19 protein-coding genes and 2 pseudogenes are annotated in these 21129 nt (G+C 66.0%); 5 read left to right on the top strand and 16 right to left on the bottom strand.

The genetic code is table 11. The features are described from left to right. Window positions 1-16: 16 nt before the first annotated feature. Window positions 17-1243: an IS110 family RNA-guided transposase gene (locus EV192_RS30605; RefSeq protein ID WP_243727179.1), complete on the top strand. Its 1227-nt coding sequence runs from the start codon at window positions 17-19 to the stop codon at window positions 1241-1243. Between the two features lie 74 nt (window positions 1244-1317). On the opposite strand, the pseudogene EV192_RS56100 reads toward EV192_RS30605, so the two are convergent. From EV192_RS56100 to EV192_RS56095, 9 genes and pseudogenes are all read right to left on the bottom strand, one after another. Then, window positions 1318-1641 (bottom strand): annotated as a pseudogene (locus EV192_RS56100) (cupin domain-containing protein); the annotation flags it as partial. A gap of 587 nt (window positions 1642-2228) precedes the next feature. Further along, a complete protein-coding gene (locus tag EV192_RS54135; RefSeq protein ID WP_165960680.1) occupies window positions 2229-4046 on the bottom strand; it encodes a transposase in 1818 nt (605 codons plus the stop codon). Next, complete coding sequence (locus tag EV192_RS30590; protein ID WP_243727177.1) at window positions 4043-5197, bottom strand: tyrosine-type recombinase/integrase; 1155 nt, start codon at window positions 5195-5197, stop codon at window positions 4043-4045. Before EV192_RS30590 ends, EV192_RS54135 begins: the two co-directional genes overlap by 4 nt. Before the next feature lie 315 nt (window positions 5198-5512). Further along, window positions 5513-5695 (bottom strand): hypothetical protein, encoded by a 183-nt coding sequence (locus tag EV192_RS30580; protein WP_132121629.1) that lies wholly within the window; start codon window positions 5693-5695, stop codon window positions 5513-5515. A 509-nt stretch (window positions 5696-6204) separates the two neighbouring features. Continuing rightward, on the bottom strand, window positions 6205-6336 hold the full coding sequence (locus tag EV192_RS56900; protein WP_279494514.1) for a hypothetical protein: 132 nt from the start codon (window positions 6334-6336) through the stop codon (window positions 6205-6207). A 778-nt stretch (window positions 6337-7114) separates the two neighbouring features. Next, on the bottom strand, window positions 7115-7906 hold the full coding sequence (locus EV192_RS30570; RefSeq protein ID WP_132121625.1) for a hypothetical protein: 792 nt from the start codon (window positions 7904-7906) through the stop codon (window positions 7115-7117). A 392-nt stretch (window positions 7907-8298) separates the two neighbouring features. After that, window positions 8299-9366, bottom strand: coding sequence for a hypothetical protein (locus EV192_RS30565; protein ID WP_132121623.1), 1068 nt, complete (start codon window positions 9364-9366; stop codon window positions 8299-8301). Window positions 9367-9657: 291 nt separating this feature from the next. After that, window positions 9658-10311, bottom strand: coding sequence for a hypothetical protein (locus EV192_RS30560; RefSeq protein WP_132121621.1), 654 nt, complete (start codon window positions 10309-10311; stop codon window positions 9658-9660). A 305-nt stretch (window positions 10312-10616) separates the two neighbouring features. After that, a pseudogene (locus EV192_RS56095) lies at window positions 10617-10955 on the bottom strand (dihydroxy-acid dehydratase); the annotation flags it as partial. Window positions 10956-11230: 275 nt separating this feature from the next. On the opposite strand from EV192_RS56095, the gene EV192_RS30550 reads away from it, so the two are divergent. Further along, complete coding sequence (locus tag EV192_RS30550) at window positions 11231-11905, top strand: hypothetical protein (protein WP_132121619.1); 675 nt, start codon at window positions 11231-11233, stop codon at window positions 11903-11905. A 245-nt stretch (window positions 11906-12150) separates the two neighbouring features. On the opposite strand, the gene EV192_RS30545 is transcribed toward EV192_RS30550, so the two are convergent. The 3 genes from EV192_RS30545 to EV192_RS54130 all read right to left on the bottom strand — a co-directional run bounded on the left by EV192_RS30545 (window position 12151) and on the right by EV192_RS54130 (window position 14390). Next, window positions 12151-13371, bottom strand: a complete 1221-nt coding sequence (locus EV192_RS30545; RefSeq protein ID WP_132121617.1) for a hypothetical protein — start codon at window positions 13369-13371, stop codon at window positions 12151-12153. 78 nt (window positions 13372-13449) lie between these two features. Next, a complete protein-coding gene (locus EV192_RS30540) occupies window positions 13450-13785 on the bottom strand; it encodes a helix-turn-helix domain-containing protein (RefSeq protein WP_243727176.1) in 336 nt (111 codons plus the stop codon). After that, on the bottom strand, window positions 13782-14390 hold the full coding sequence (locus EV192_RS54130; RefSeq protein WP_207926293.1) for a site-specific integrase: 609 nt from the start codon (window positions 14388-14390) through the stop codon (window positions 13782-13784). The genes EV192_RS30540 and EV192_RS54130 overlap by 4 nt, the downstream gene beginning before the upstream one ends. A 191-nt stretch (window positions 14391-14581) precedes the next feature. Between EV192_RS54130 and EV192_RS56090 the strand changes: the two genes are divergently transcribed. Next, complete coding sequence (locus EV192_RS56090; RefSeq protein WP_243727175.1) at window positions 14582-15403, top strand: hypothetical protein; 822 nt, start codon at window positions 14582-14584, stop codon at window positions 15401-15403. A gap of 504 nt (window positions 15404-15907) precedes the next feature. Then, on the top strand, window positions 15908-16681 hold the full coding sequence (locus EV192_RS30525) for an NUDIX hydrolase (protein ID WP_243727174.1): 774 nt from the start codon (window positions 15908-15910) through the stop codon (window positions 16679-16681). Between the two features lie 202 nt (window positions 16682-16883). Here EV192_RS30525 and EV192_RS57180 read toward each other — a convergent pair whose 3' ends face one another. The 4 genes from EV192_RS57180 to cysD form a co-directional block, all read right to left on the bottom strand. Next, a complete protein-coding gene (locus tag EV192_RS57180; protein WP_341770921.1) occupies window positions 16884-17114 on the bottom strand; it encodes a hypothetical protein in 231 nt (76 codons plus the stop codon). 214 nt (window positions 17115-17328) lie between these two features. Beyond that, on the bottom strand, window positions 17329-17994 hold the full coding sequence (locus EV192_RS30515) for a response regulator (protein WP_132121615.1): 666 nt from the start codon (window positions 17992-17994) through the stop codon (window positions 17329-17331). Window positions 17995-17998: 4 nt separating this feature from the next. Further along, window positions 17999-19249, bottom strand: a complete 1251-nt coding sequence (locus tag EV192_RS30510; protein ID WP_132121613.1) for a sulfate adenylyltransferase subunit 1 — start codon at window positions 19247-19249, stop codon at window positions 17999-18001. Next, complete coding sequence (cysD, locus tag EV192_RS30505) at window positions 19249-20160, bottom strand: sulfate adenylyltransferase subunit CysD (RefSeq protein ID WP_132121611.1); 912 nt, start codon at window positions 20158-20160, stop codon at window positions 19249-19251. The genes EV192_RS30510 and cysD overlap by 1 nt, the downstream gene beginning before the upstream one ends. A gap of 419 nt (window positions 20161-20579) precedes the next feature. Here cysD and cysC point away from each other — a divergent pair, with 419 nt between their 5' ends. Beyond that, window positions 20580-21122 (top strand): adenylyl-sulfate kinase, encoded by a 543-nt coding sequence (cysC, locus tag EV192_RS30500; protein ID WP_132121609.1) that lies wholly within the window; start codon window positions 20580-20582, stop codon window positions 21120-21122. Window positions 21123-21129: the final 7 nt, after the last annotated feature.

Here is a 21129-nt window from a genome sequence, read left to right as displayed (position 1 = left end):
GGAGATCATCGCGCGGGTGGCCGCGTTGGATATCGGTAAGGCCGAGGTGATGTGTTGTGTCCGGGTGCCCGACCAGGAGCGTCCAGGCAAGCGGCTGCAGGAGGTCCGGCCATACTCGACGATGACCCGGTCGCTGCTGGTGCTCGCGGACCGGCTGGCCGGGCTGGGCGTCACCCGGGTGGTCATGGAATCCACCTCGGACTATTGGAAGCCGGTATTCTACCTGCTGGAAGCGCACGGGTTCGAGACCTGGCTGGTCAACGCCCGCGACGTCAAGCACCTGCCCGGCCGGCCGAAGACCGACCGGTTGGACGCGGTGTGGTTGTGCAAAGTGGCCGAGCGGCAAATGATCCGGCCCAGTTTCGTGCCACCGCCACCGATTCGCCGGCTGCGGGACTTGACCCGGTATCGGCGTGATCTGGTCGAGGTGTGCACCGCGGAGAAACAGCGGGTGGAAAAACTACTGGAGGATGCCCAGATCAAGCTGTCGGTGGTGGTCTCGGACATCTTCGGGGTGTCCGGGCGGGCCATGCTGGCCGCGCTGGCCGCCGGTGAGCGAGATCCGAAGGTGCTCGCGCAGCTGGCCCGCACGTCGATGCGACGCAAGATCAGCAGACTGGAGGAGGCGTTCACCGGGCACTTCACCGATCACCACGCGTTTCTGCTGTCCACCATGCTGGCACGGGTGGATGCCGCAACCACCGACATCGCCCGAGTGGATGCCAAGATCGAGGAGCTGGTCGCCCCTTTCGCCCCGACGGTCGACCGGCTCGATGAGATCACCGGTGTCGGGCGGATCGCCGCACTGGTGGCCATCGCCGAGATCGGTCTGGACATGGCACGCTTCCCGACCGCGGGCCACCTGTGCTCCTGGGCCAAGTTCGCGCCGGGGGTGTCGGAGTCGGCCGGCAAGAAGAAGGGCAGAGGCGCCACCGGTCACGGTAACCCCTACCTGGCCCGGGTGCTGGGCGAGGCCGCGGTCGCGGCCAGCCGGACCAACACCTTCCTCGGCGAACGCTACCGGCGCATCGCGCGGCGCAGCGGCGCCAAGAAAGCCATCGTCGCGGTCGGCCGGTCCCTCCTCGTGATCATGTGGCACCTGTTATCCGACCCCGATGCCCGGTTCCGTGACCTCGGCGCCGACTACTTCGCTCGACACACCAACACCCAACGCAAGATCCGCAACCACATCAGCCAACTGGCCGCTCTGGGCTACCGCGTCACCCTCGAACCCGTGGCCTGACCACCACCCCACCTACCCGGCACCGCTCCGCGGCGCCGGGCGCCTTCGGCCTGCCCACTCACCATCGATTTTCGGATCAGATCCAGCAGCCGGGCGAGGACGGCGTCCTGGCCGGGTTCATCGCGGGCGACCTCGGTGGCGAGCAGATCCAGTGCCGCCTGGGTCCGCGGCCCGGCGGGCACGACCGCCAGCGGCGGAAGCATGTCCAGCAGGCGGTCGCCCACGTCGCCGCGGAGTTGGTAGGCGCCCCGGAGCATGATCGTGGCCCCGGGCAGACCGTCGCCATAGGTGCGGGGTGCCAGAGTCCGTTGGGCCTCCGCCGCCACCTCGCCCCCGTCGAGGAAGTGTTTCTTCCCCCGGTAGATACTTCCCGTCGCGTCTGTCGTTGGTCCCTGAGCTGTTCAAACATATCCTGCCGCCGGATATCGTGCTGATCCACACGTCGACGCCAGTGGACGGCACGGTGTCGCTGGGCACCGAGGTCAACATCCTGCCGGCGGCGATCGAAGCCGTTCGTGCCCGCGGTGGCCTGGTCATCGCCCAGACCAACCCGCACATGCCGTACACCTACGGTGACGCGGTACTGGCTGTGGAGGAAGTCGACTACGCCATCGAGGTCGCCGAACCCCTGGCCGCACCGCCACCGCGGGCCATCGGGGACGTGTCCTGCGCGATCGGCGCCCGGGTGGCCACCCTCATCGACGACGGCGCGACACTCTTCCACCTCGTGGAGGCCAGCAAGGAGAGCCACATCGCCAAGCTGGCCGCCAAATTCGACGTGACCGCAGCAATGACGGTGTTCGGGGTCAGCCTGCCCGACCTGACCGCCGAGGGACTGCTCCACTACGGCCTGGAGAGCCGCGTCCTGATGTCCGCGGGCACCCGCCTTCCCGGCCGACAAGCGTGGCACTTCCTGCACACGATGGGACACTTCCCAGCCGCTGTCCCAGCGAAGATGCAGGCCGCCGCCTACAGCGGGCAACGCTCAGTCGCCGAGATGGTCGACCGACACCAGATCGCCAACCGTGACGTACGTGACTTGCTGGTCAACTACGTGACCCGCCGCTCGGCCAGCATCGACTACACCACCACCGATGCCTTGGCCCAAGGGCTGGCCGGACTGTTCTGGTCGACCATCGAGAGATGGCGAGGGCAGGAGCATGAGCTTATCGACGGGCTCGTCGGGGAACCGCTTACGGACACGCTGCTGCTGCGCCGTGATCACTGCTGCGGTTGTCTCCGAGATCGGCAGCCTCCGGCCTTGCCGGTGGGCCTTGATGTTGTCGTAGACGAGGACCGGCTTGCCGTCCTGGTCGCGGTCCAGGCAGTCGAGGTGGAGGTGGCAGAGCTCGTCCGGCCGGCGGCCGGTGTCGATCGTCAGCTCGACGGCGACCCGCATCTCGACGCAGTTGGTCTCCTCCAAGGCATCCAGGTGGGCGCGCAGGTGCCGCATGACTTCGATGGGGAGGTCCTTGCCGGCTTCGGCGTCCTCGGGCTCGTCGGGGATGTCGTCCGGCCCCAGTGTGAACTCGTCGGCGAGCCCGGCCAAGGGCTCCCCGGACCGGGTCAACCCCAGCGCGCGCATCCGCGACAGGAGGTGGCGGACGTCGCGGCAGCAGGCGGTTCTGCGATGGGCGCTGATGGTGCCGTTCTGCGTGAGGTAGGCCAGCCGGTTGCAGAAGGAGGTGATGTCGGTGTGGGTGAGGAAGGCGGGGATGTCGCCGTGGTCCTCGCGTTGCAGCCGTAGGCTCGCCGACAGTTGCGCGATCGAGTTGACTCGGGTCTGGAGGGCTCCTGCGATCGAGTGCCCTCGGCGTCGCGGGAGGTCGTCGAATGCCCACCGCTTGGTGGCCTCGCGCAGCCATGGTTGGCTGATCTCGGTGAAGGGCAGCGTGCCGTTCACCCCGAAGATGGCCAGATCCCAGGTGTCCTCGTGCCGTTCGGTTTCCGGGTTTCGCCCTCGCCTCCGGGCGTAGGTGACGAGGCTGTCGCGCAGCACTCGGTTCGCCCTTGACAGGGTCACGGTTTCAAGATCGCTCAACGAGCCGACTCGCCGGGCACGAGCCAGATCACACAACGGCCGCAGTCGCCACAGGATGTTCTTGATCCCATCCTTGGTGCGCTCCTGCAGGCCGTAGACCACCTCGGCTGCTACACGCGATGGCAGCCCGCGGAGGCTGACCTTGTTGTCCTCTGTGATTCCCGGCGTCGTCCGTCGCCAGTGATCCTCGTCGGTGACCGCGTCGCGCAGTCGGGCGTCCCGCCACCGTTTCCGGTGGGCCAGGCAGTACGGGTCCTTGCCGACGCGGTCGCGCGTGCAGGCGGCCACCAGACACGGGCCGAATCTGGGAAGCGGAACCACTTCCGAGTGTGCCAGGAACGTGTTCAGCGGCAGGCGCAGGATCTCCCGCTGTTGATAGAGATGGGCGGAGCACAGCGGCTGCCGTGAGCTCTGCCGTGGACGAGGACACTGGGACACCGTGCAGTGGCCGAGGTCGATCGAGCGTCGGTGGGGTTTCGTGGTGGACAGGAACTCTTCCCACGACAGTTCCGAAATGGCCGTGCGGCGCTTGCGGCAGGTGGAGCACAGATCGTCGATCGATCGAGCGGCTTTGCGGCACTCCTGGACGGCACACACCTTCCACCCCAGCAAGGGATGCTCCTGAGGCAATGTCAGAACCTTCACCGCAGGATCCCAGTGCAGCAACGTCAGAAACTCCGGCTCGATCGCCGACCAAAGCCCGGTGGTGATCGCGTCGTCCTGCTCGGTCGTCGGCTCGACCGCCAGGGTCACCGCCCTCACTGGGAGACTCCTTCGATCAGGGCGCGGGGCGTGGGCACCCGGTCCACTGCGGCTCGCAGCCGAGACGCGCTGGGGTGCAGGTAGGGCTGAGAGGACGACACATTGGCGTGACCCAACAGCCGTTGGATCTCGTCCAGCAGCGCGCCGGAGTCGGCGAGGTTGCTGCCGAAGGCGTGGCGACACATGTGCGGAGCGACCGCCCGGCCCAGGCCGGCCCGGACGCACAACGCCTCGAACAGTTCGTTGATCGCGTCCGGGGGTATCGGGTTGCCCAACGGCGACCGGAACAAGTTGACCAGAAGGAAGTCGCTCCGGGCGGCGGCCGCACACTGCTGGCGTTCGACGAGGTACTGGTCGATGGCCTGAATCACCAGGAAGTCCACGGGGACCGCGCGGGAGTGCCGGGACTTCGCCCAAGCGCCGTTGACGTTCTCGCGCCGGATCACGTGTACGTGCGCGCCCTCGACATCGCAGCTCAGAGACCGGTTGTCCGGCAACAGGTGCAGGTCGCTGCGGCGCAACCCGGCCGCCTCACTGCGGCGGAGCCCGGCGCGGGACAGCAGCAGGACGATCAGCCGGTCCCGGGCCGACAAACAGGCCGCGAACAGGGCGACGATCTCCTCGTCGCTGGCCCGATCCACTGCGGTCTCGGGCTCCTGGAGGTGGTGCCGGGCGCGCATCCGATAGAATAGCCCGCCGTCCTCGCTCTGGGCCTCCAACGGCAGGTCACGCGTGTCGGCCAGCTCATAGATCGCCCCGAGCACCCACTGCGGCGCTTCCTTGTTGACCACCGCGAACGACAGGAATCCCCGCACCGCCACCAGCACCCGGTTAATCCGGCCATCGCCGCGAACCGGCTTGGAACCGGGACCCGGCACCACCTGGCCGCCGTCGACCGGGGTGTACTTCAGCCAGATCATGAACAAACCCATGTCCGCAGCCGCTGTCGTCCAATCCCGACCGGTGCGTACGCACCAGCGGAGGAACAACGCGATCCCGCCCGCGTACGCCTTGGTCGTCGACTCGGCCCGATCCCGACCGAACCGCAGCTCCCGCAGGAACCTATCGGCCACCGGCTCGACGTTCAGCCCGTCGTCGATCACTGTCCAATACCGGCTGCCCGAGGGCATCCGCACTCGAAACGCTCGCACTCTGTACCTCTGCTCCTTCTTGATCAGCAACAAGGAGCCACAGAGCTACACCCCCAAAGAACCGTCGCAGGACCGGCCGCGCGGGCGGTCAATGCAACATCACACGACAGACTGACGAATCCCGGAGAAGCCCAGGAACAGGGCTGGCTAGGCGAGGTCGCCGCGATCGAAACCACAATGGTTGCTGCAGCCCAGAAACTTGATGCTATGCGTGCCGCTCGCAACGCGACCGTCCACCTCGGCATGCCCGACATTCGCTCATCGACAGGACGGTCGAGCGCGGGCTGACCACCACATCGGGGTTCCTTGGCCAACTCAGTGGCCCAGAATCTGGCTGAGCAGACCAGTGACGGCGAGACCCGCACCCAGACCTGCCAGGGGACCGCCGAGGACGCCAGCGAGGACGCCCACCCCGGCGGCAGTTGCCAGAATTACCCCCCAGCGCAGCGGGAGCCGGTCGTCATTGGTCGACCGCTGGTTCCCACCCTTGACCTTCATGACCTGCTCCTTCTGCCGCGAACTGGCGCTGATTCGTTGTTCGGTCCCCGTCTGAGCCCGACAACCTCAGGGAACAGGCATACTTGCCGTTGTTCAACCTGGACGCGACTATGCGCGACAATGCGCCGGTTACGCGCGACAACGGAGGTCGGATGCCTCGCCACGCAAGTCCTCTGAGTCCCGACGACGGACCGCTGGCTGTCTTTGCACTGGAGTTACGGGCGCTCCGCGACAGCAGGGGGCCGACTGCGCCGACTCCCGACGAGATCAGCGATAAGGAGAGCATCCACCGCGGGACGATCTATGCCGCGCTACAAGGCAAGAGGGTGCCGACCAGGGATGTCCTCTCCGCGATCGTGCACGCCTGGGGTGGCAACCAAGCCGAATGGATGGCGAAACGAACAGCACTCGAGAACGCCCTCGCGATTGCACGTCAAGTCCGACAACAGGCACATGCCGCTTCGGAACCTCGTCGTCGAACGGGTACCACTTGGGGCGAACTCCAACAATCAGGCGTCACCTGGGGTGATCTTTCCGGTGAACCGGAAACCCAGGACTCGGATGCGCAGCGCCGCCGCGTCCAGGACTTTGCGCAAGACCTTCGCCAGCTCCACACAGAACATGGCGCCCCCACGTTGCACGAACTCTCCCGCCGGATCGAAAAACGAGGCATGAGGCGAGTCGGTAAAGCCACACTCTCGGACCTACTAAGGGGTAACAGGAAGAGGATGCCGGCCCTGGAGCTCGTCATGGAAGTCGTCGTCGCGATCACCGGTGACCGAGAAGATGCGGAGAAGTGGAAGGCCAAATGGGTTGAGGCTCAACGGCCGTGACCTCTCTAGTCGCGATGTCCGCTCCCTGGCTGGCCGGTCAGGCGACCCAGATCGCCACAACCGTTTTCCCGCCCGACACGCCCGGGAATCCTGCCGCAGACTCCACGCTAGTCACCGTCCGTAACCAATGGGCCAGGCCGGTACGAAACCCATCGAATCAAGATCATTTCGGTTAAGCCTGTATCCGATGCCCAGTCCTTCAAGTAGATCCGAGAATGCTGGCGCGACTTGATGAGATCGAGGCCGACCTTATCGCCCGACGGCAACGAGCCGAAGTAGAGGGATGGCTCGGGGAGATCGAGGGCATCAACCTGACCCTGGGCTTCCTACGGTACAAACGCGCCCACACACAGCGCTTCACACGCCGAGTCCAACTCGGACTACCCACGTTGCGACCGCCTCAGTAATTCGGCAGCCAGCCAACTCGCCCAACTCGACGACCGGGCTCGCCGCGCCAGGACCATCCACCTCGGCATCCTCGTCTTCCGCGAAACTGCCGGCTGTACCACCACACTCGGCAAGGACCACCCATGACTCCGCCCAACAACTTGGCCAACACCCTGCGCGACCATGCAGAAGGCAGCTGTCATTGTTGCGATGCTTTCATTCCAGGATCGACCGAGGGACGCGACTTCCGATTCTGCCCAGATGGCGCTCCCTTGAGCACCACCGCAAGCTCCATTCCAGGGACGATGCCGATTTCTTCGAGCAGTCGATCGTCGTCGTTCAAGGAGAGCTGCGCCACTTTTTCGAACATTTTCCCTGTCTGCCGATCCATCAGTACCCATTGCTTGGGATAGGTGTAAGGCTTCACCAACTCGCGGAGATGAGTAAGCCACAGGGAGTCAAGCAAGTTGGAGACGGTCATATTCTGGTCAATGATCCATTCAACCCGCTCCGCACTAGCTCCTACGCGGGGGATGTCAATCTTGATGGCGCGGCTCTCAAGACTGGCCTGTGCGCTCGCGACCGCCTCACCCACAACGTCCTGGACCGCGTCTGGAGGCACCCGGGGAGCGAGGATGGCTGGCAGTATGGACTCCAGCGTGTCACGGACAACCGAACTGACCTCATCGAGACTGCTGGAGACGCTTCGGTGTATGCCGTGGACGAACTCAGGAACCGGGACATGCTCAGGAAAATCGCCAGGTGCGTAGAGCACCTCTGGCTTCTTCCAGAGGGTGGCGAAGAAGGCCCCCGATACCAGCAAGGGAAAAGCAGTGGCCGACACCGCGAACAAGCCCTGGATCCACCCGGTGACCTGCGTCGCCGCGATCCCCACGGTCGTCTCGGAGATCCCCAAGAACAGGGAAATGATCCACAGTGGGTTCAACACACGCGGGGTCGTGCGGCCATTGCGTTCTTGCATGGGTCCCATGGGCCCAAGCATGGCACCGGACTGCGCCCGCGGACACTCTTGGCGACGGTCCGACTCGTCCCGTAGCCCACGCATCCAGGCTGGCCTGGCCGCATGGACTTCTCAAGTTCAGAGAAGCAGCATTTCGCCTCTCAGGTCAGTCCTGATCAATTAGTGCAGAGAATCACCTTGATGACCAGGCGGCTGACCCGCCAACGGCCCCGTCGACGTCGCCCGGCGATCCGGCCCGGCGAGTGCGCGGTCGCGTAACTCCGATCACCGCAGGCCATCTACGCTGTTTGCCCCTGAGCGGTCAGCCCGGGGAGGACACCCCCATCGACCCCATCGAGGTGTTCCGCGCCCACCGGTCGGTCAAGTTCGTCGGTGGCGCCCGGCTTACCGCTCGCGGCTCCTCAATTGTGATCGCCGTTCTCCGGCCTCACGAGGTCGGCGCGCAGCACAGGAATCTGATCGAGGACCGTCTGCGCCTGGGTCAGGATCTGCGGCATTGAGTCGTGGCGGATGCTGGCGCCGTTAATGATGTTGACGATACGGTTACAGTAGGCGTGGATGTCAGCCAGACGTTGAGCGACGGAATTGTCAGGGTTCCAAAATTCGTCGTAGACACTATAGGTACGACCGTCCTCCCCAAAGACTTCGTCGAGGCTCCCTGCCCTCACACCGTCGGCGTTGGGCAGTACACCGTCGACGGAGCGCAGTTTTGGTGGTAGCTCGGCGCGGCTGGCGGGTGGGTGGTTGTCCCAATCGGGTGCGGGCAGGCCGCGGGCGGTCATCTCTCGGTCGACGGCATCACGGACCACGCGTACGGCCCGGCGGAAGCGTTGGAGATCGGCGCGGATCGCGTCGGGGGTTGCGAGTGTGCTGCCAGGTGGGTGCGCGATCGCGATGGCGGGTGAGGTGATCGTGCGGTCTTTGTTGAAATGAATGTCGAAGTGCAACAGGTAGAGGATGGTGTCTAGGGGACCGGGGATGCCGAGCCGGATGCGGAAGCGGTCGGTGCCGGCAGGTTCGATGGCTTGTGAGAGATCCAGGTTGTGGCGGCTGCCGGCAGCGTGTCGTGGGAGGGGCAGATTGATGTCATACGTGTGGCTGACCTGGAGCACGCCACGGGCCCACCACACCTCGAAGGGCATGAATCCGACCATGGCGTAGGAAGAAAGGGCGACGGCGTCGTGGATATGGACGGTGGCGCGGTGGAGGATGGCCGGTTGGCCTCCGGTGTTGCGCAGCTTCAGATCCAGCATAACGCTGGAGGCATCAGGTGGGTCAGTGTTCGCGAGGGTGACTGCGGACAGTTCGAGGTGTGAGTCGCCGCGGTCGGAATGGTGGTGGATGCCGCCGGTGACGCTGTTAGCCATAATGACCGTTGACACCGTCTCGGCCACCACTTCATAGTGCACCCCTCGCGCAGGAATTTGCTCGCCGTTGTCGGCGTGATCCCCGCCATCTGATCTTGTCATCGACTCTCCCCTGTGCCGTCGTGCGGGTGCCCCAGGTTAACCAGGTGATCTTGACAGCGCAGCGGATATGACCAGCAACTCCTCAACGCTCCCCGCGCGAGCGAACCGCCGCACGGTTTTCCGATCCAGCCGCAGCGACCGGGAGATGCCGCTGACCGGATCGGCAGACACCCTCGACGGACTGGGCGAAGCTGCCGAGACTGTTGCCCTACGTGGTGGACAGCAATACGCGGCGCCCACCGTCGTGAGCCCCGCGACCAGGGACATCGTGGGCCTGTCAGGAGCGGTCTCCTACTGTCGGCTGGCTGGCAGGTACATCCAGGCCGGTTCGGCAAAGTCCTTGGCGGGTATGTCGACCTCGACCCGATGGAAGACATCTGGCCCGATGCGGCTTGGGTGATCGAGGAGGTAGTCGCGGTAGATGTCCGCGCCGACGATCAGCACGAAATCAGCCGACGGCTGGGCCCGCAACGCCTCGCGGGCCGGCGTGGAGTCCAGCAGGCGGTGGACCGCGGTCGTCGCGTGTCCCACCCAGCCGTTGTCGCCGGGGCTGACATGGCCCTGGTAGAGCGCCACCCGGAGCCGGATCCGGGCATGATCGGACAGTTCGCTGTTGATGTCCCGCAGCGCGGCCCAGATGCCTTCCTGCAACTGGGGGATCACCGCCGCCCCGTCCAGGGCGGGCGGCAGGATCGCCAACTGGCCGTCCCCGGCCTGCTGCAGGACCACGTGTCCTTCCCGGATCCCCGCCTGCTGTCGAGCCCTGCGGACCACCCACAGCAGGCGTTGCTGTGCTCGCCCGGCCTGCACCGTGGTGAATCGACTGAACCGCTCGATGTCCACAGCCACACACAGCCGGACGGCCGCGGCGTACTGGCGTCGGCGATGCCACGGGATCCAGTCGGACAGCTTCGCCCGCGAGCCGTCGCGAAGTTCGGTGCTCATCGGCACCACGCACCGGTGTGCGCGCGAAAAGTACCGGGAATGGCCAGTACCAACGCTGGACGGTGATTTAGTCTAATCACTGGCCCCTGTCCCTCACCTGAGTGATCGTTGGGCACGAACGGCCTCCTGTGCCAGCAGGGGGCCGTTCACTTGTCCGGCCCGCGGCGTCCGCGCCCTTTTGTGCTTGTACTAAGGGAATTCACACATGGCGCGAAGATTGCCTTAAGTGCCCATGGTGACGTCCCTTGGTACCAGTGGAGCCTATGGCGCCCAACAAGGCTCGTCGATGACATCGGAAAATTCACTGAGCAGATTGCGCCCTTGGCCGCCGAACCGGCAAGCCGAGCGTATTTCGCCAGGAAACGGTGCGGCGGGCAGGGTCGGACGCGGTCCACTTCTGTCGGCGGCGGTCCAGTTCGGCCGGGTCGCCGTCGTGGACCAGGGCGAGGGGGCCGCCGTTGGCAGCTTCGGGGAGCGACGTGGCCAGCGCACAGGCCGGTGGTGCCGCCGGAGCGGCCGTCGGTCAGCAACAGAACGTCTTCGCCCAGGCCCGCGCCTGTGATGGCGCCGGTGCTGGCGAGCATTTCACGCATCCCCGGCCCACCCCTGGGGCCTTCGTGACGAACGACGACTACGTCGCCGGCGAGAGGTCGCGGACATCGGCTCTGTCGAACCGTTCCCAGGGGTGGTTGGGCTCAGCAAGCGGACCAGCGCACATGCCCACCGCCTGGAAATGCCTGGACTGCCGCGCCGCCGGACTGCCGGTGCGCTGACCCCGCGGGCCTCCGCCTCCGGAGCGGCGAGTGGAGGGCCATCAGTCGCGGGGAGTCGACGGGGGTTCAGACGGGCACAGGGTGTTCCGCCGAAGCCCCTCCCCGCTAGTTTCGGAATCTCAGGTCACGGGATCAGGAGGCAGTCAATGGCATGGCACGACGAGCACGCCAGGCACCAGCGCTACCGCGACGAACGCGACCGGATCGTGGAGTTGTGGTCGCTGCAGCTGGCCGGTCCCTCGGGTCCACTCGCGGGTGCGATCCTGGATCCTGCCCCGTTGCCAATCGGCTGGTGCGGACAGGTGCAGTTGGTGCCGGGCAGGCACTCCATCCGAGACGTTCAGGAGGCGGCACCCGCCATCGAGTCGGCCTACGGGACGCCGCGCGACGCCGTCGTGGTCGAGGAAAGCCGCACGGGCACCGCTGACCAGGCGTTCGTCTGGGCCTTCCACACCACGTCCGCGGCCGATCACCACCGGAACCGGCCCATGAGCACCCGAGATGTCCACGGGCGCGGCAACGAACCCGCCCCGCCGCGCGCCGAGCCCTGGGAGTCCGAGCACCTCGCGGACTGGGCGGGGAAGTACGCGTTCTCCTACACGCGCACGCGCGCGATCGGCGGTGTCTCCGGCGTGTCCCGGTTCGTGCGGCGGCTCGCGCGGCTGCGCGGCGGCATCCTGGACTTGTTGCCCCGCACCGACCCTGGCCACGTCCAGCACATCCTGACCGAGAAGGGCGTCACCTCCGAGATGCTCCCGGACGACCTCGCCGAGATCCTTGAACTGCCCCGTCGTGGCGGGCAGGATCGACAACCTCACTGACGCCCATCCGGCTACGGCGAGTTCCTAGCGAAAGCCTCGCGGCCGGGGATACACCTGGGACCAGCGCGGCTGCGGCGGCATACGCAGGTCAACGAAGGGTGGTCGAGATCCGCAGACTATCTGAACCTACTCCGGCTGTCTTGTGTTGCCATGCGGACCAGCGTGCTCGCCCTGGCCGACGTCGGCAGGCCCAGTCACCCGATCGGGTATCCACAGAGGACTCATTCTACTGATGGCATCGCGTATCACGGTGTCGTGAGTTCCCCGCGTTGCCGTCGGTGGGACGCGTAGCTGGACCAAGCCGCTCCGGCCGTGGTGGCGTGGTCTTCGGCGCATTCGGCGGTGTAGCCGAGCGCCTGGGCCACGACGGCGGGCGGCATCTCCGACACCAGGGTGCGGATGGCAGCCAGTCGGGCGCCGAGCAGGTTGATCCCGGTCTTGGACAGCCGGTTCATCAGCTTTGTCGAGTGCATGTGTTGCCCTGGTTGGTTTCCGGGGAACAGCCAGGTGCTGCTTCGGTTGGCCTCGATGTTGCGGGGACCGCGGTTGGCCGCGTGATCAAGAAGTATCTGGCCGAAGGGCTCGGGAACCGGGACCGGGCCGTGAGGACCGAGGGTGATCTGGACTTCGTCGCCAGTGAGGTCGAGGTCGTTCATGGCGAGCGTGACGACGCGGGTCAACGGCTGTGCGAACAACGCCAGCAGCAGCCCGGCCGCGCGATCGCGCAGAACGAAGGGCTTGTCGGGGTCGATCAGGTCGCGCAGGAGTTGGAGGCGTTCGTCCTGGGTGAGTGTCTCGTGGGGTGTGCGCTGGTGGTAGGGCAAGTGCAGGTGGCGGGGCATGGTGCCGTTCTTGGTGGCCCAGACGACGAAAGGCCGGCTGCCCTGGCGGCTGGTGTTTCCGGTGGTGATCCAGGTGTCGAGGTGCGTCTGGGTGCAGGTCTCCGGAGCCACGCCGTGATCACGGAGCCAGGCCAGGAAGACGGTGGCTGTGTTGATCTCGTGTCGAGGTCGATTGGTCAGGCCGGGACGCAAGGCTTCCCGGGCGGCTCGTTGGCGGAGTTGGCGCAGGCTGTGCCAGGTGGCGAAGCGGCGGACGAGTTGCTGGTCCTCAGCGGGTTCGATGGCGTCGAGGGTGCGGCGCAGCCAGTTCTCAAACAGTGCCAGGTAGCGGTCCCGGTAGGGCAGGAGCTGGAGTTGGACGAGCAGGTCACGCAGATGGATGACGGCCTGCCGTGAGGCGTGCTCGTCCAGCGTGGTGTGGCTGAGCGGGAGCCGGCCGGTAGCCAGGTCGGCCATCAGCGCGACGACGTGCGGGTTGTAGTGGAGCCAGACCAGGCCTGTGCCGGGGTTGGGTTGGGAACAGATGGCCTGGTGCAGGGGGCGCAATGCGGGGGCGACCTGGCCGCTGCCGTCGTCCAGGATCTCGGTCGTCTGCTCAATCAGACGGCAGCGCGGACAGATCACACCGTCGGGTCGGTGTCCCCACCAGCGGTGCCGTGTTCCTTGGTGGCCGCAGCGGGGACAGGTCAGGTCGGGCACGGGTCAGTCGGTCCGGCGCACCCGCGCCCGCTTGGGTCGGATGGTCTGGTTCAAGTCGACAACGGACGGGCCGGCGTTGACCGCTTTGGGAGTCGCGGCGGCTTCGACACGGAAGGCGCAGAGGTCTTCGACGGTGCAATCGAGCGCGTCGACCAGGGCGCCCAGGACAGTCAGGGAGATCCGTTCCGGCTTGTCGCCGACCAGCCGGTAGATCTGTGAGGCCGACAGCCCGATGCCGCGCTCGGTGAGCAGCGGGATGAGGTCGGAGATGTTGTTGAGGCCGCGGGCAGCCATGATCTCCCGCAGTCGCCACGAGTAGGTGACCTTCTTGCGGCTCACGAGTTCTTCCCCTTGATCTGGGCGGCGACGCGGTCCAGTGCGGCCCGGACTGTTGGGGCCCGGTAGTCAGGCGAGACGTGGGTGTAGATCGACGTGGTACTCGCATGTTCGTGGCCGACCTGCTGCTGGACGAATAGCTCGTCGTAACCTGCTTCTATGAGGTGGCTGACGTAAGTCCGGAAATCGTGCGGGGTGAAACAGGCCGTGTGGAAGCTTGGATGGCGCTCGGCGAGCTCTTCGCAGCGGCGTCGGAGCATGTTCACCACGGTGGCGGGTGAGATGACCTCCTGATTGGTGCCGATCTTGCGCTGGACAGGAACGGCATCGCGGGGCTGGCCTGGCGTTCGTGCGGGTCGTACCGCGACAGCAACGGGATAGCCTGGCCGTCTCGGGTGTGACGGCGGATGATCGCGGCGACGACGCTGAACAGCTCGGCGGACATAGGGATGACGCGCTCGCGGTCGCTCTTGGACGGGGCGATCACAAGCAGCGCGATGATCTCGCCGGAGCGGCTCGCACGGGATGCACACGGATTCGCGATCCGCACAGGATGGCGGGCTGACCTGGGGATATGGTGTCTCGCTGGTGGCGAAGCCGCTGGTCATTGAGGCTAGGTTGCCGTTGGTGATGGAGCGGCGGAAACCGGTGGTCGGGTCATGATCACTTGTGGTCGCGGGTTCGGGTGCTGCTGGGCAGGGCCACATGCAGACGGTCTCCTGTCCAACCAGCAGGTTTCCGGTGGCATGCTGGTGATCGAGGGCAGTCTCCAAGTGGACAGCCCCGGCGGTGGTGCCTGATGGTCACCGGCCATCGCAGCTCGGTATCCCGGTCGTCGACCGCGCCGGTCGGAATCGTCCAGGCGGTCACCGTGATTCTGGGAACGGTTGTTGGCCTCACTTTCCTGTTCGGCTTTGGCAACGTTCTGAACCTCGCTCTTCGACTGGGCGTGCCGGGGTGGGTTGCGCCACTGGTTGCGCCCGCGGTTGATCTGTCGATTGTTGGGCTTCTGCTGGCCACGCGGCACCTGGCGCTGACCGGTGCGTGCGCAGAGGTACTGCGGCCCGCTCGCCGACTGTTGATCTTCGCGAGTCTCGTCAGTCGCGCGTTGAACGTGGCCGAGCCGCTTGTCGCGGGGGAGTACGGGAAGGCGGCGTTCGACGCGGTCGGGCCACTCCTGCTGATCGGGTGGTCGGAAGTCGGCCCCGGCCTGCTGCAAGGGATCGGCACGGCAAGTCCGAATGTGGCGGGGTGCGACGTCGATCGCCTGGGGTTGGGCGTTCTTGTGAAGCCGGATGACGGAGTTGGAGAGGTGCAGCTTCAGTTTGACGAGGATGTCGTTGTGCGGCGGGGTGGCCGGCGGGAGGCTGACGGGCGGTTGCCGGAGGTGCTGTTGGCGCTGGCGCGCTTGGAGGATGCTGCTCATCGCAAGGCACACCAGAAGCGATATCGGCTGATTCGCTGCGGATTCGGCTGGGAGTCGGTGCCGCGCGGGCGCGACGACTCGTCGCGGTCGTTCGATCTGAGTTCGAAGCGCGGGCCGATGTCCCGCGACTGGACGGCGGTGTGGCTGGCGAGACAGGCAGCGCGGCGATTCAGACGGCATGATCCCGGCATTTGAAACGATCTCCGCATAAGCGGGAGCGACACCAACAACGCCGCCACCAGGAAGGTCGCCGCGGAATGATCCCCGTGCGCGCGGGAACGACGCCGGGCGGAGTTCGCGGGCCCGGCCATCCCTCGAACGATCCCCGCCTGGGCGGGAACGACGGCGGGTGGACCCTGTCCGGGCTGGCAGACCGGGAACGATCCCCGCCTGGGCGGGAACGACTCCCTGTGTGTCGTTGTTGACCTCGGTCCGTTGGAACGATCCCCGCCTGGGCGGGAACGACACTATTTGACCTGCAACTTTAGCGTACGTCATGGCGGTTTTCGTTCACTCCACTCGTTGCCCTGCCGGCATGATTGGCTAGGCGAACTATCTGTTGGTCGGCCTTCGGCTCGCTGCAGACCGTCATTGATCGCGTCCATGTCCCAGCGCACCGCGACCTGGTCGACCACTTCGGTCGACGTGCCCCTTAGGGAATGCCAAGAGTGGCCGCGGCGTCGGCATAGTCTGGGCCAAGTGATTGACCAGATGACCGTAGACGCGGCGGTCGCCGATGCTCGCCTTGCCGCGATGGAGTTCGATGGCGCTCAGGCGTGGCTTCGCGCCCGGCCGACGCTGATCGAGCCGCTCGCGGCCGAGGTCTGGGCCATCGAACCAGCCTATAGCCACGTCCTGCTGGTGCGGCATCGCGTGCGTGGGTGGGTACCGCCGGGTGGCACGGTCGAGTCAGCCGAGACGCCGCGGGGCGCTGCGGCTCGTGAGCTCATGGAGGTGGCCGGCGTCGTGGGTGATCTGCTGTCGGTGCCGGCTGCGGTCGCTGTTCGTTCCTTCCGCGCGGACTGGGCACGGACGTTGGGCCTGTCGTATGGCGCCGTCATCGGCCGCGAGGTTCCGCTCGGTGGGGAGAGTGGCCAACCGTCGAAGTGGGTTGACCTGGACGAGGCATGGCAGAGCGTTTTCCCGACGATCGCCAGCGTATCCGCACCTACTTGCGGCGGTTGGCGTCGGGACGGGTGGTCGGGGCGCATTGAGGCCCACTGCCGTGCGCAGTCAGAGGTTCGTCTCGATCAGGCTCAGGGCGTCGTCGGTCATCATCACAAGCTGGAGTTCGTAAGAAGTTGGACCCACACCTGCTCCAGGCTGGGCTTCGCCGCGAACTGTTCCTCACTCAGCTGGCTTCTACAGACACCTCGACTCAGCAGACCGACCAGTAGTGGCCGACGCTGTCGCTGGTGGTTCGACGGCACCGGTTGGGCTGCCAGGTGGTCGTCAGCAAGTGACGAGAGGTGATGGTCAGGCCGACTTCCTTGGTGACCTCCTTGGTGGGGTCCTCCGTGCTTGTCGATGTGACCGGTGACTGGGGCGATCCCGATCGGCGGCCTCGCCCGTTGGAAGACCAGCAGCCCGGCCGGTGAGGAGATGAGCACTCTGACCGCGGCGTGGTCGCAGTACTTGGTCTCACCGTCGCTGGTTCCAGCCGACGGTGGTGCGGTCAACACTCCTCTGCAGGCCGCTGCAGCGGCCGCGACAGCGCCGGGTCGACGTCGGCACCGGACCCGGCGGAGACTCGGGGCAGGAGATTGGCGAGCCGGTAGGCGTGCCACACCTCGTCCGGACCGAGCCGCAGCGCCCACCCGATCGCGTCAATGACCTGTCCAGACGGGTTACGCTCCCGCCCCTGTTCCAACCGCGCGTAGTAGTCGACGCTGACGCCCGCCGCCACTTAGACCTCTTCCCGGCGTAGCCCGGCGACCCGGCGCCGACCAGAGCTGACATTCCCGACGCCTTCCGGAGTCAGCCGAGCACGAGGCGCACGAAAAACTCTCCCAGCTCAGTGGAGCTCACCCGGTGCAACCGCTGCACCGTCTCGCTGTGCAACCACCATTTTCGGCCTGGTTGAGTCGAAAGCCGGCACCTCGGCGCCGCCGGCGGACTGCTCATGCGGTCCGCATCAGTCCGGCGCGGTAGGCGAACGACACCAGTTGGGCTCTGTCCCGGAGGTGGAGCTTTGTGCGGAGCCGGTAGAGGTGGGTTCGGACCGTGGTCACGCCGATCGTCAGTTCGTGGGCGACTTCTTCTGCCGACATCCCTCGGGCGATGGAGGCGAGTACTTCCCGCTCTCGTGGTGTCAGTTCGGCGAGGGCGGGCCGCAGTCCTTGGTCGGGGGCGGCGTCGAGGCGGCGGAAGCGGTCGACGAGACGTTGTGCCACTTGGGGTGCCAGCATTGTCTGGCCTTGGGCGGCGGCTCGGACGGCTGAGCTGAGTTCCGCTCGGGTGGCTTCTTTGACGAGTAGGCCGTTGACGTTGGCGTGCAACACTCGGTCGATGACCTCGTCGTTGTCGCTCATGGCGAGGACGACGAAGCGCGGCTTCGGGTTCAGCGGTTCGCGGGCCAGCCGGTCGACCATCTCCAGACCGGAGATGCCGCGCAGGTCCAGTCCGGTGAGGACCACGTCCGGGTGCTTGGCGCGCACGGTCATGATCGCCTGGATACCGCTGTCCGCCGCGTCCACGACCTCGATGTCCGGCTCGGCCTCAAGCAGTGTGCACAGGCCGTCGCGGATGATCGGCAGACGATCGCATACCAAGACCCGTAGTGGCATCCTTCTAGCTCCCCACTGTTGTCGCGACGACGCCGCCTGCGACCGTGTTGTCGGTCGCCGGATCGATCAGCACGAACCCGCCTGTGGTGCGGTTGTCGTGGAATGCGTCGCACATCACCGGTTCTGTCGTGCGCAGCCGTACGCGCGCGATGTCGTTCAGTTCCAGGACATCCGCCGCCTGGTGGTCGAATGTCCTGATGTCGATGCGATGGTCGATTTGGTCGAGCAGGGCCGGCACGCACTGGGTCGCGTACTTGACCAACAGCCGCGTTCCCGGCCGCACGGGCTCCCGCGTCATCCAGCAGATGGTGGCGTCCAACTCCCGTACCTGCGCGGGCGCCGAGTCCGGATGGCAGACGAGGTCGCCGCGTGAGATGTCAACGTTGTCCGCGAACCGAAAGACGACCGAACGGGATACGCCTGCCTCGGTGAGCGGTCCGGTCGGCCCGTCGATCGCGACGATCTTTGTGTACTCACGGGACGGCAGCACCACGACGTCATCACCGGGGCGGAACACACCGCCAGCGACCTGCCCGGCGTAGCCGCGGTAGTCGTGGAACTCGTCGCTGCGCGGCCGCAGCACGTACTGGACCGGAAACCGTGCGGGCGAATCAGGCTCGTCCGCCACATGCACGTTCTCCAGATGATCGAACAGGACCGGCCCGTCGTACCAGGGCATGTGCGCGGACGGCGCCACCATGTTGTCACCCCGCAACGCGGAGATCGGGATGGCCGCCATCCCTTGGACACCAAGCTCGGTGAGCATTGCCGTGCCCTCGTCCCGGATGTCCTCGAAGGCCTGCCGGGCGTAGCCGACAATGTCCATTTTGTTCACCACGAGCGCGATGTGCCGGACACCGAACAACGAGAGCAGGAAGGCGTGCCGCCGGGTCTGTTCGGTGACGCCGTGCCGCGCGTCCACCACGACCAGCGCGACGTCGGCCAACGACGCGGCACACACCATGTTGCGGGTGTACTGGATGTGACCGGGGGAGTCGGCGATGATGAACTTTCGACGTTTCCCTTGCAGGTAACGGTAAGCCACATCGATCGTGATGCCTTGCTCGCGCTCGGCCCGCAGGCCGTCGGCGAGCAGAGCCAAGTTCGTCTCGTCCAGGCCGAGCCGCCGGCTGGTGCGTTCGACGGCGTCGAGCTGGTCCTCGGCGATCGACTTCGTGTCGTACAGCAGCCGCCCGATCAGCGTGCTCTTGCCGTCGTCGACCGAACCGGCCGTGGCGAAGGTGAGCAGGTCCATCAGAAATAACCTTCCCGCTTGCGATCCTCCATCGCGGAGTCGTTGAACCGGTCGTCGGCGCGGGTGGCACCGCGCTCGCTGACCCGGGTGCCGGCGATCTCGGTGATGACCTCGGCGGGGGTCGTCGCGGCCGACAGGATGGCGCCGGTACAGGTCATGTCGCCGACAGTGCGGAATCGGACGAGCGCCTCGCGCGGCCGCTCGTCGTCCCGCATCGGCAGGAACGGGTTCACGGCGAACAGCATTCCGTCCCGTTCGAACACCGGCCGCCGATGCGAGTAGTACAGGGACGGCAGCTCGATATGTCGCTCCGCGATGTATTGCCAGACATCCAGCTCGGTCCAGTTGGAGAGTGGGAACACCCGCATGTTCTGGCCGGGTGCGATACGGGCGTTGTAAAGATGCCAGAGTTCCGGTCGCTGATGGCGGGGGTTCCACTGGCCGAACTCGTCGCGAAACGAGAAGACCCGCTCCTTCGCTCTGGCCTTGTCCTCGTCCCGTCGGCCGCCGCCGATCAGCGCGTCGAAATGATGCTCGGTAGCCGCTGTGAGCAGGGCCACACTTTGCAGCCGGTTGCGGCTCACCGTGCCGGCCGGTTCGGTTATCCGCCCAGACGCGATCATTTCCGGCAATGCGGCGACTTTCAGCTGCATTCCGAGTTCGGGGATCAGCCGGTCGCGCAGTTCGAGGGCTTCCGGAAAGTTGTGCCCGGTGTCCACATGCAGCGCGGTGAACGGAATGGCGGCCGGGTGGAACGCGGCGTGTGCCAGCCATGCCATGGCGATCGAGTCCTTGCCGCCGGAGAAGAGCAACGCCGCGTTCCGCGTCTCGGCGGCCACCTCCCGCAGGATGTGGATCGACTGCGCTTCCAAGGTCTCCAGGTGTGTGAGCCGGTGTGTGGCGACCGTCATTCGTCTCCCTGCCTTCGCCCGTCGCGGCATGACAGCGTCGGCCTGCCTGCGTGGGCCGGGCTGTTTCCGTCCTGCGGAGAATTCGTTCGACAACTGTCGTGAATAAAAATCACATCAGTGCGCGTCAAAGCGGCACTGGACAGTTCTGGCTTTGTTGGCGAAACGAAGAAAGTCTAGCTCGCGATGTCGCGACGATGCAAGGAAGACTTTTTGATCGACCGACGGCCGATCATGTCAGGGCGATCTCACTGCCGGCCCGGGCGGATCGAGTCGATCCACGGTGATCATCTTCCTCTCGACCTTGGTAATCAGGACTGTACACCGGGGGTAATCACTGGTGATGACGCGGACACTGTGGCGTGCGACATAAAGTGGACGTCCACCTCGGACGTTTGGGGATCATTATGTATGGCGAGAAGATGACGGGCGTGACCGTGTGGTTGACCGGTCTGCCGAGTTCGGGTAAGACGACAATCGCCCACGAGGTCGCGGCGCGGTTGGCTGAGCGTGGTACGCGTTCGCAGATCCTGGACGGCGACGAACTACGCGAACAGTTGTGCGCCGACCTGGGTTTTTCCCGCGTTGACCGGGAGACCAACGTGCGTCGTGTCGGGTTCGTGGCCGAGTTGCTCGCACGCAATGGGATCACCGCGTTGGTGCCGGTGATCGCGCCCTACGCGGGCAGCCGGGAAGAGGTGCGGGCGCACCATCTGCGCGCCGGCACGTCGTACCTGGAGGCCTTTGTCGACACACCGCTCGACGTGTGTGCCGGGCGCGATGTGAAGGGCCTGTACGCACGGCAGCGCGCCGGCGAGATCAGAGGTCTGACCGGTGTGGACGATCCGTACGAACCGCCCGAAGCTCCGGACATCCACGTGGTCACGGTCGGCCGGACAGTGGCTGAGTCGGCCGGCGAGATTCTCGCCGCCCTGGACCGTCGGTTCGCGATGGTCGCCGGGTAGCCGGGGA

The organism is Actinocrispum wychmicini (assembly GCF_004345645.1).
In the GTDB taxonomy this organism is placed as follows: domain Bacteria; phylum Actinomycetota; class Actinomycetes; order Mycobacteriales; family Pseudonocardiaceae; genus Kibdelosporangium; species Kibdelosporangium wychmicini.
The sequence above is the reverse complement of the archived record's forward strand: the minus strand, read 5'-3'. Positions and strand labels throughout refer to the sequence as shown.

Excerpts from the sequence above, each read along its gene's own strand:
- EV192_RS30580 (WP_132121629.1), bottom strand. The coding sequence starts at position 5,695 with ATGAAGGTCAAGGGTGGGAACCAGCGGTCGACCAATGACGACCGGCTC.
- EV192_RS30570 (WP_132121625.1), bottom strand. The coding sequence starts at position 7,906 with ATGGGACCCATGCAAGAACGCAATGGCCGCACGACCCCGCGTGTGTTG.
- EV192_RS30565 (WP_132121623.1), bottom strand. The coding sequence starts at position 9,366 with ATGACAAGATCAGATGGCGGGGATCACGCCGACAACGGCGAGCAAATT.
- EV192_RS30560 (WP_132121621.1), bottom strand. The coding sequence starts at position 10,311 with ATGAGCACCGAACTTCGCGACGGCTCGCGGGCGAAGCTGTCCGACTGG.
- EV192_RS30550 (WP_132121619.1), top strand. The coding sequence starts at position 11,231 with ATGGCATGGCACGACGAGCACGCCAGGCACCAGCGCTACCGCGACGAA.
- EV192_RS54130 (WP_207926293.1), bottom strand. The coding sequence starts at position 14,390 with ATGACCAGCGGCTTCGCCACCAGCGAGACACCATATCCCCAGGTCAGC.
- EV192_RS56090 (WP_243727175.1), top strand. The coding sequence starts at position 14,582 with ATGGTCACCGGCCATCGCAGCTCGGTATCCCGGTCGTCGACCGCGCCG.
- EV192_RS30515 (WP_132121615.1), bottom strand. The coding sequence starts at position 17,994 with ATGCCACTACGGGTCTTGGTATGCGATCGTCTGCCGATCATCCGCGAC.
- EV192_RS30510 (WP_132121613.1), bottom strand. The coding sequence starts at position 19,249 with ATGGACCTGCTCACCTTCGCCACGGCCGGTTCGGTCGACGACGGCAAG.
- cysD (WP_132121611.1), bottom strand. The coding sequence starts at position 20,160 with ATGACGGTCGCCACACACCGGCTCACACACCTGGAGACCTTGGAAGCG.
- cysC (WP_132121609.1), top strand. The coding sequence starts at position 20,580 with ATGACGGGCGTGACCGTGTGGTTGACCGGTCTGCCGAGTTCGGGTAAG.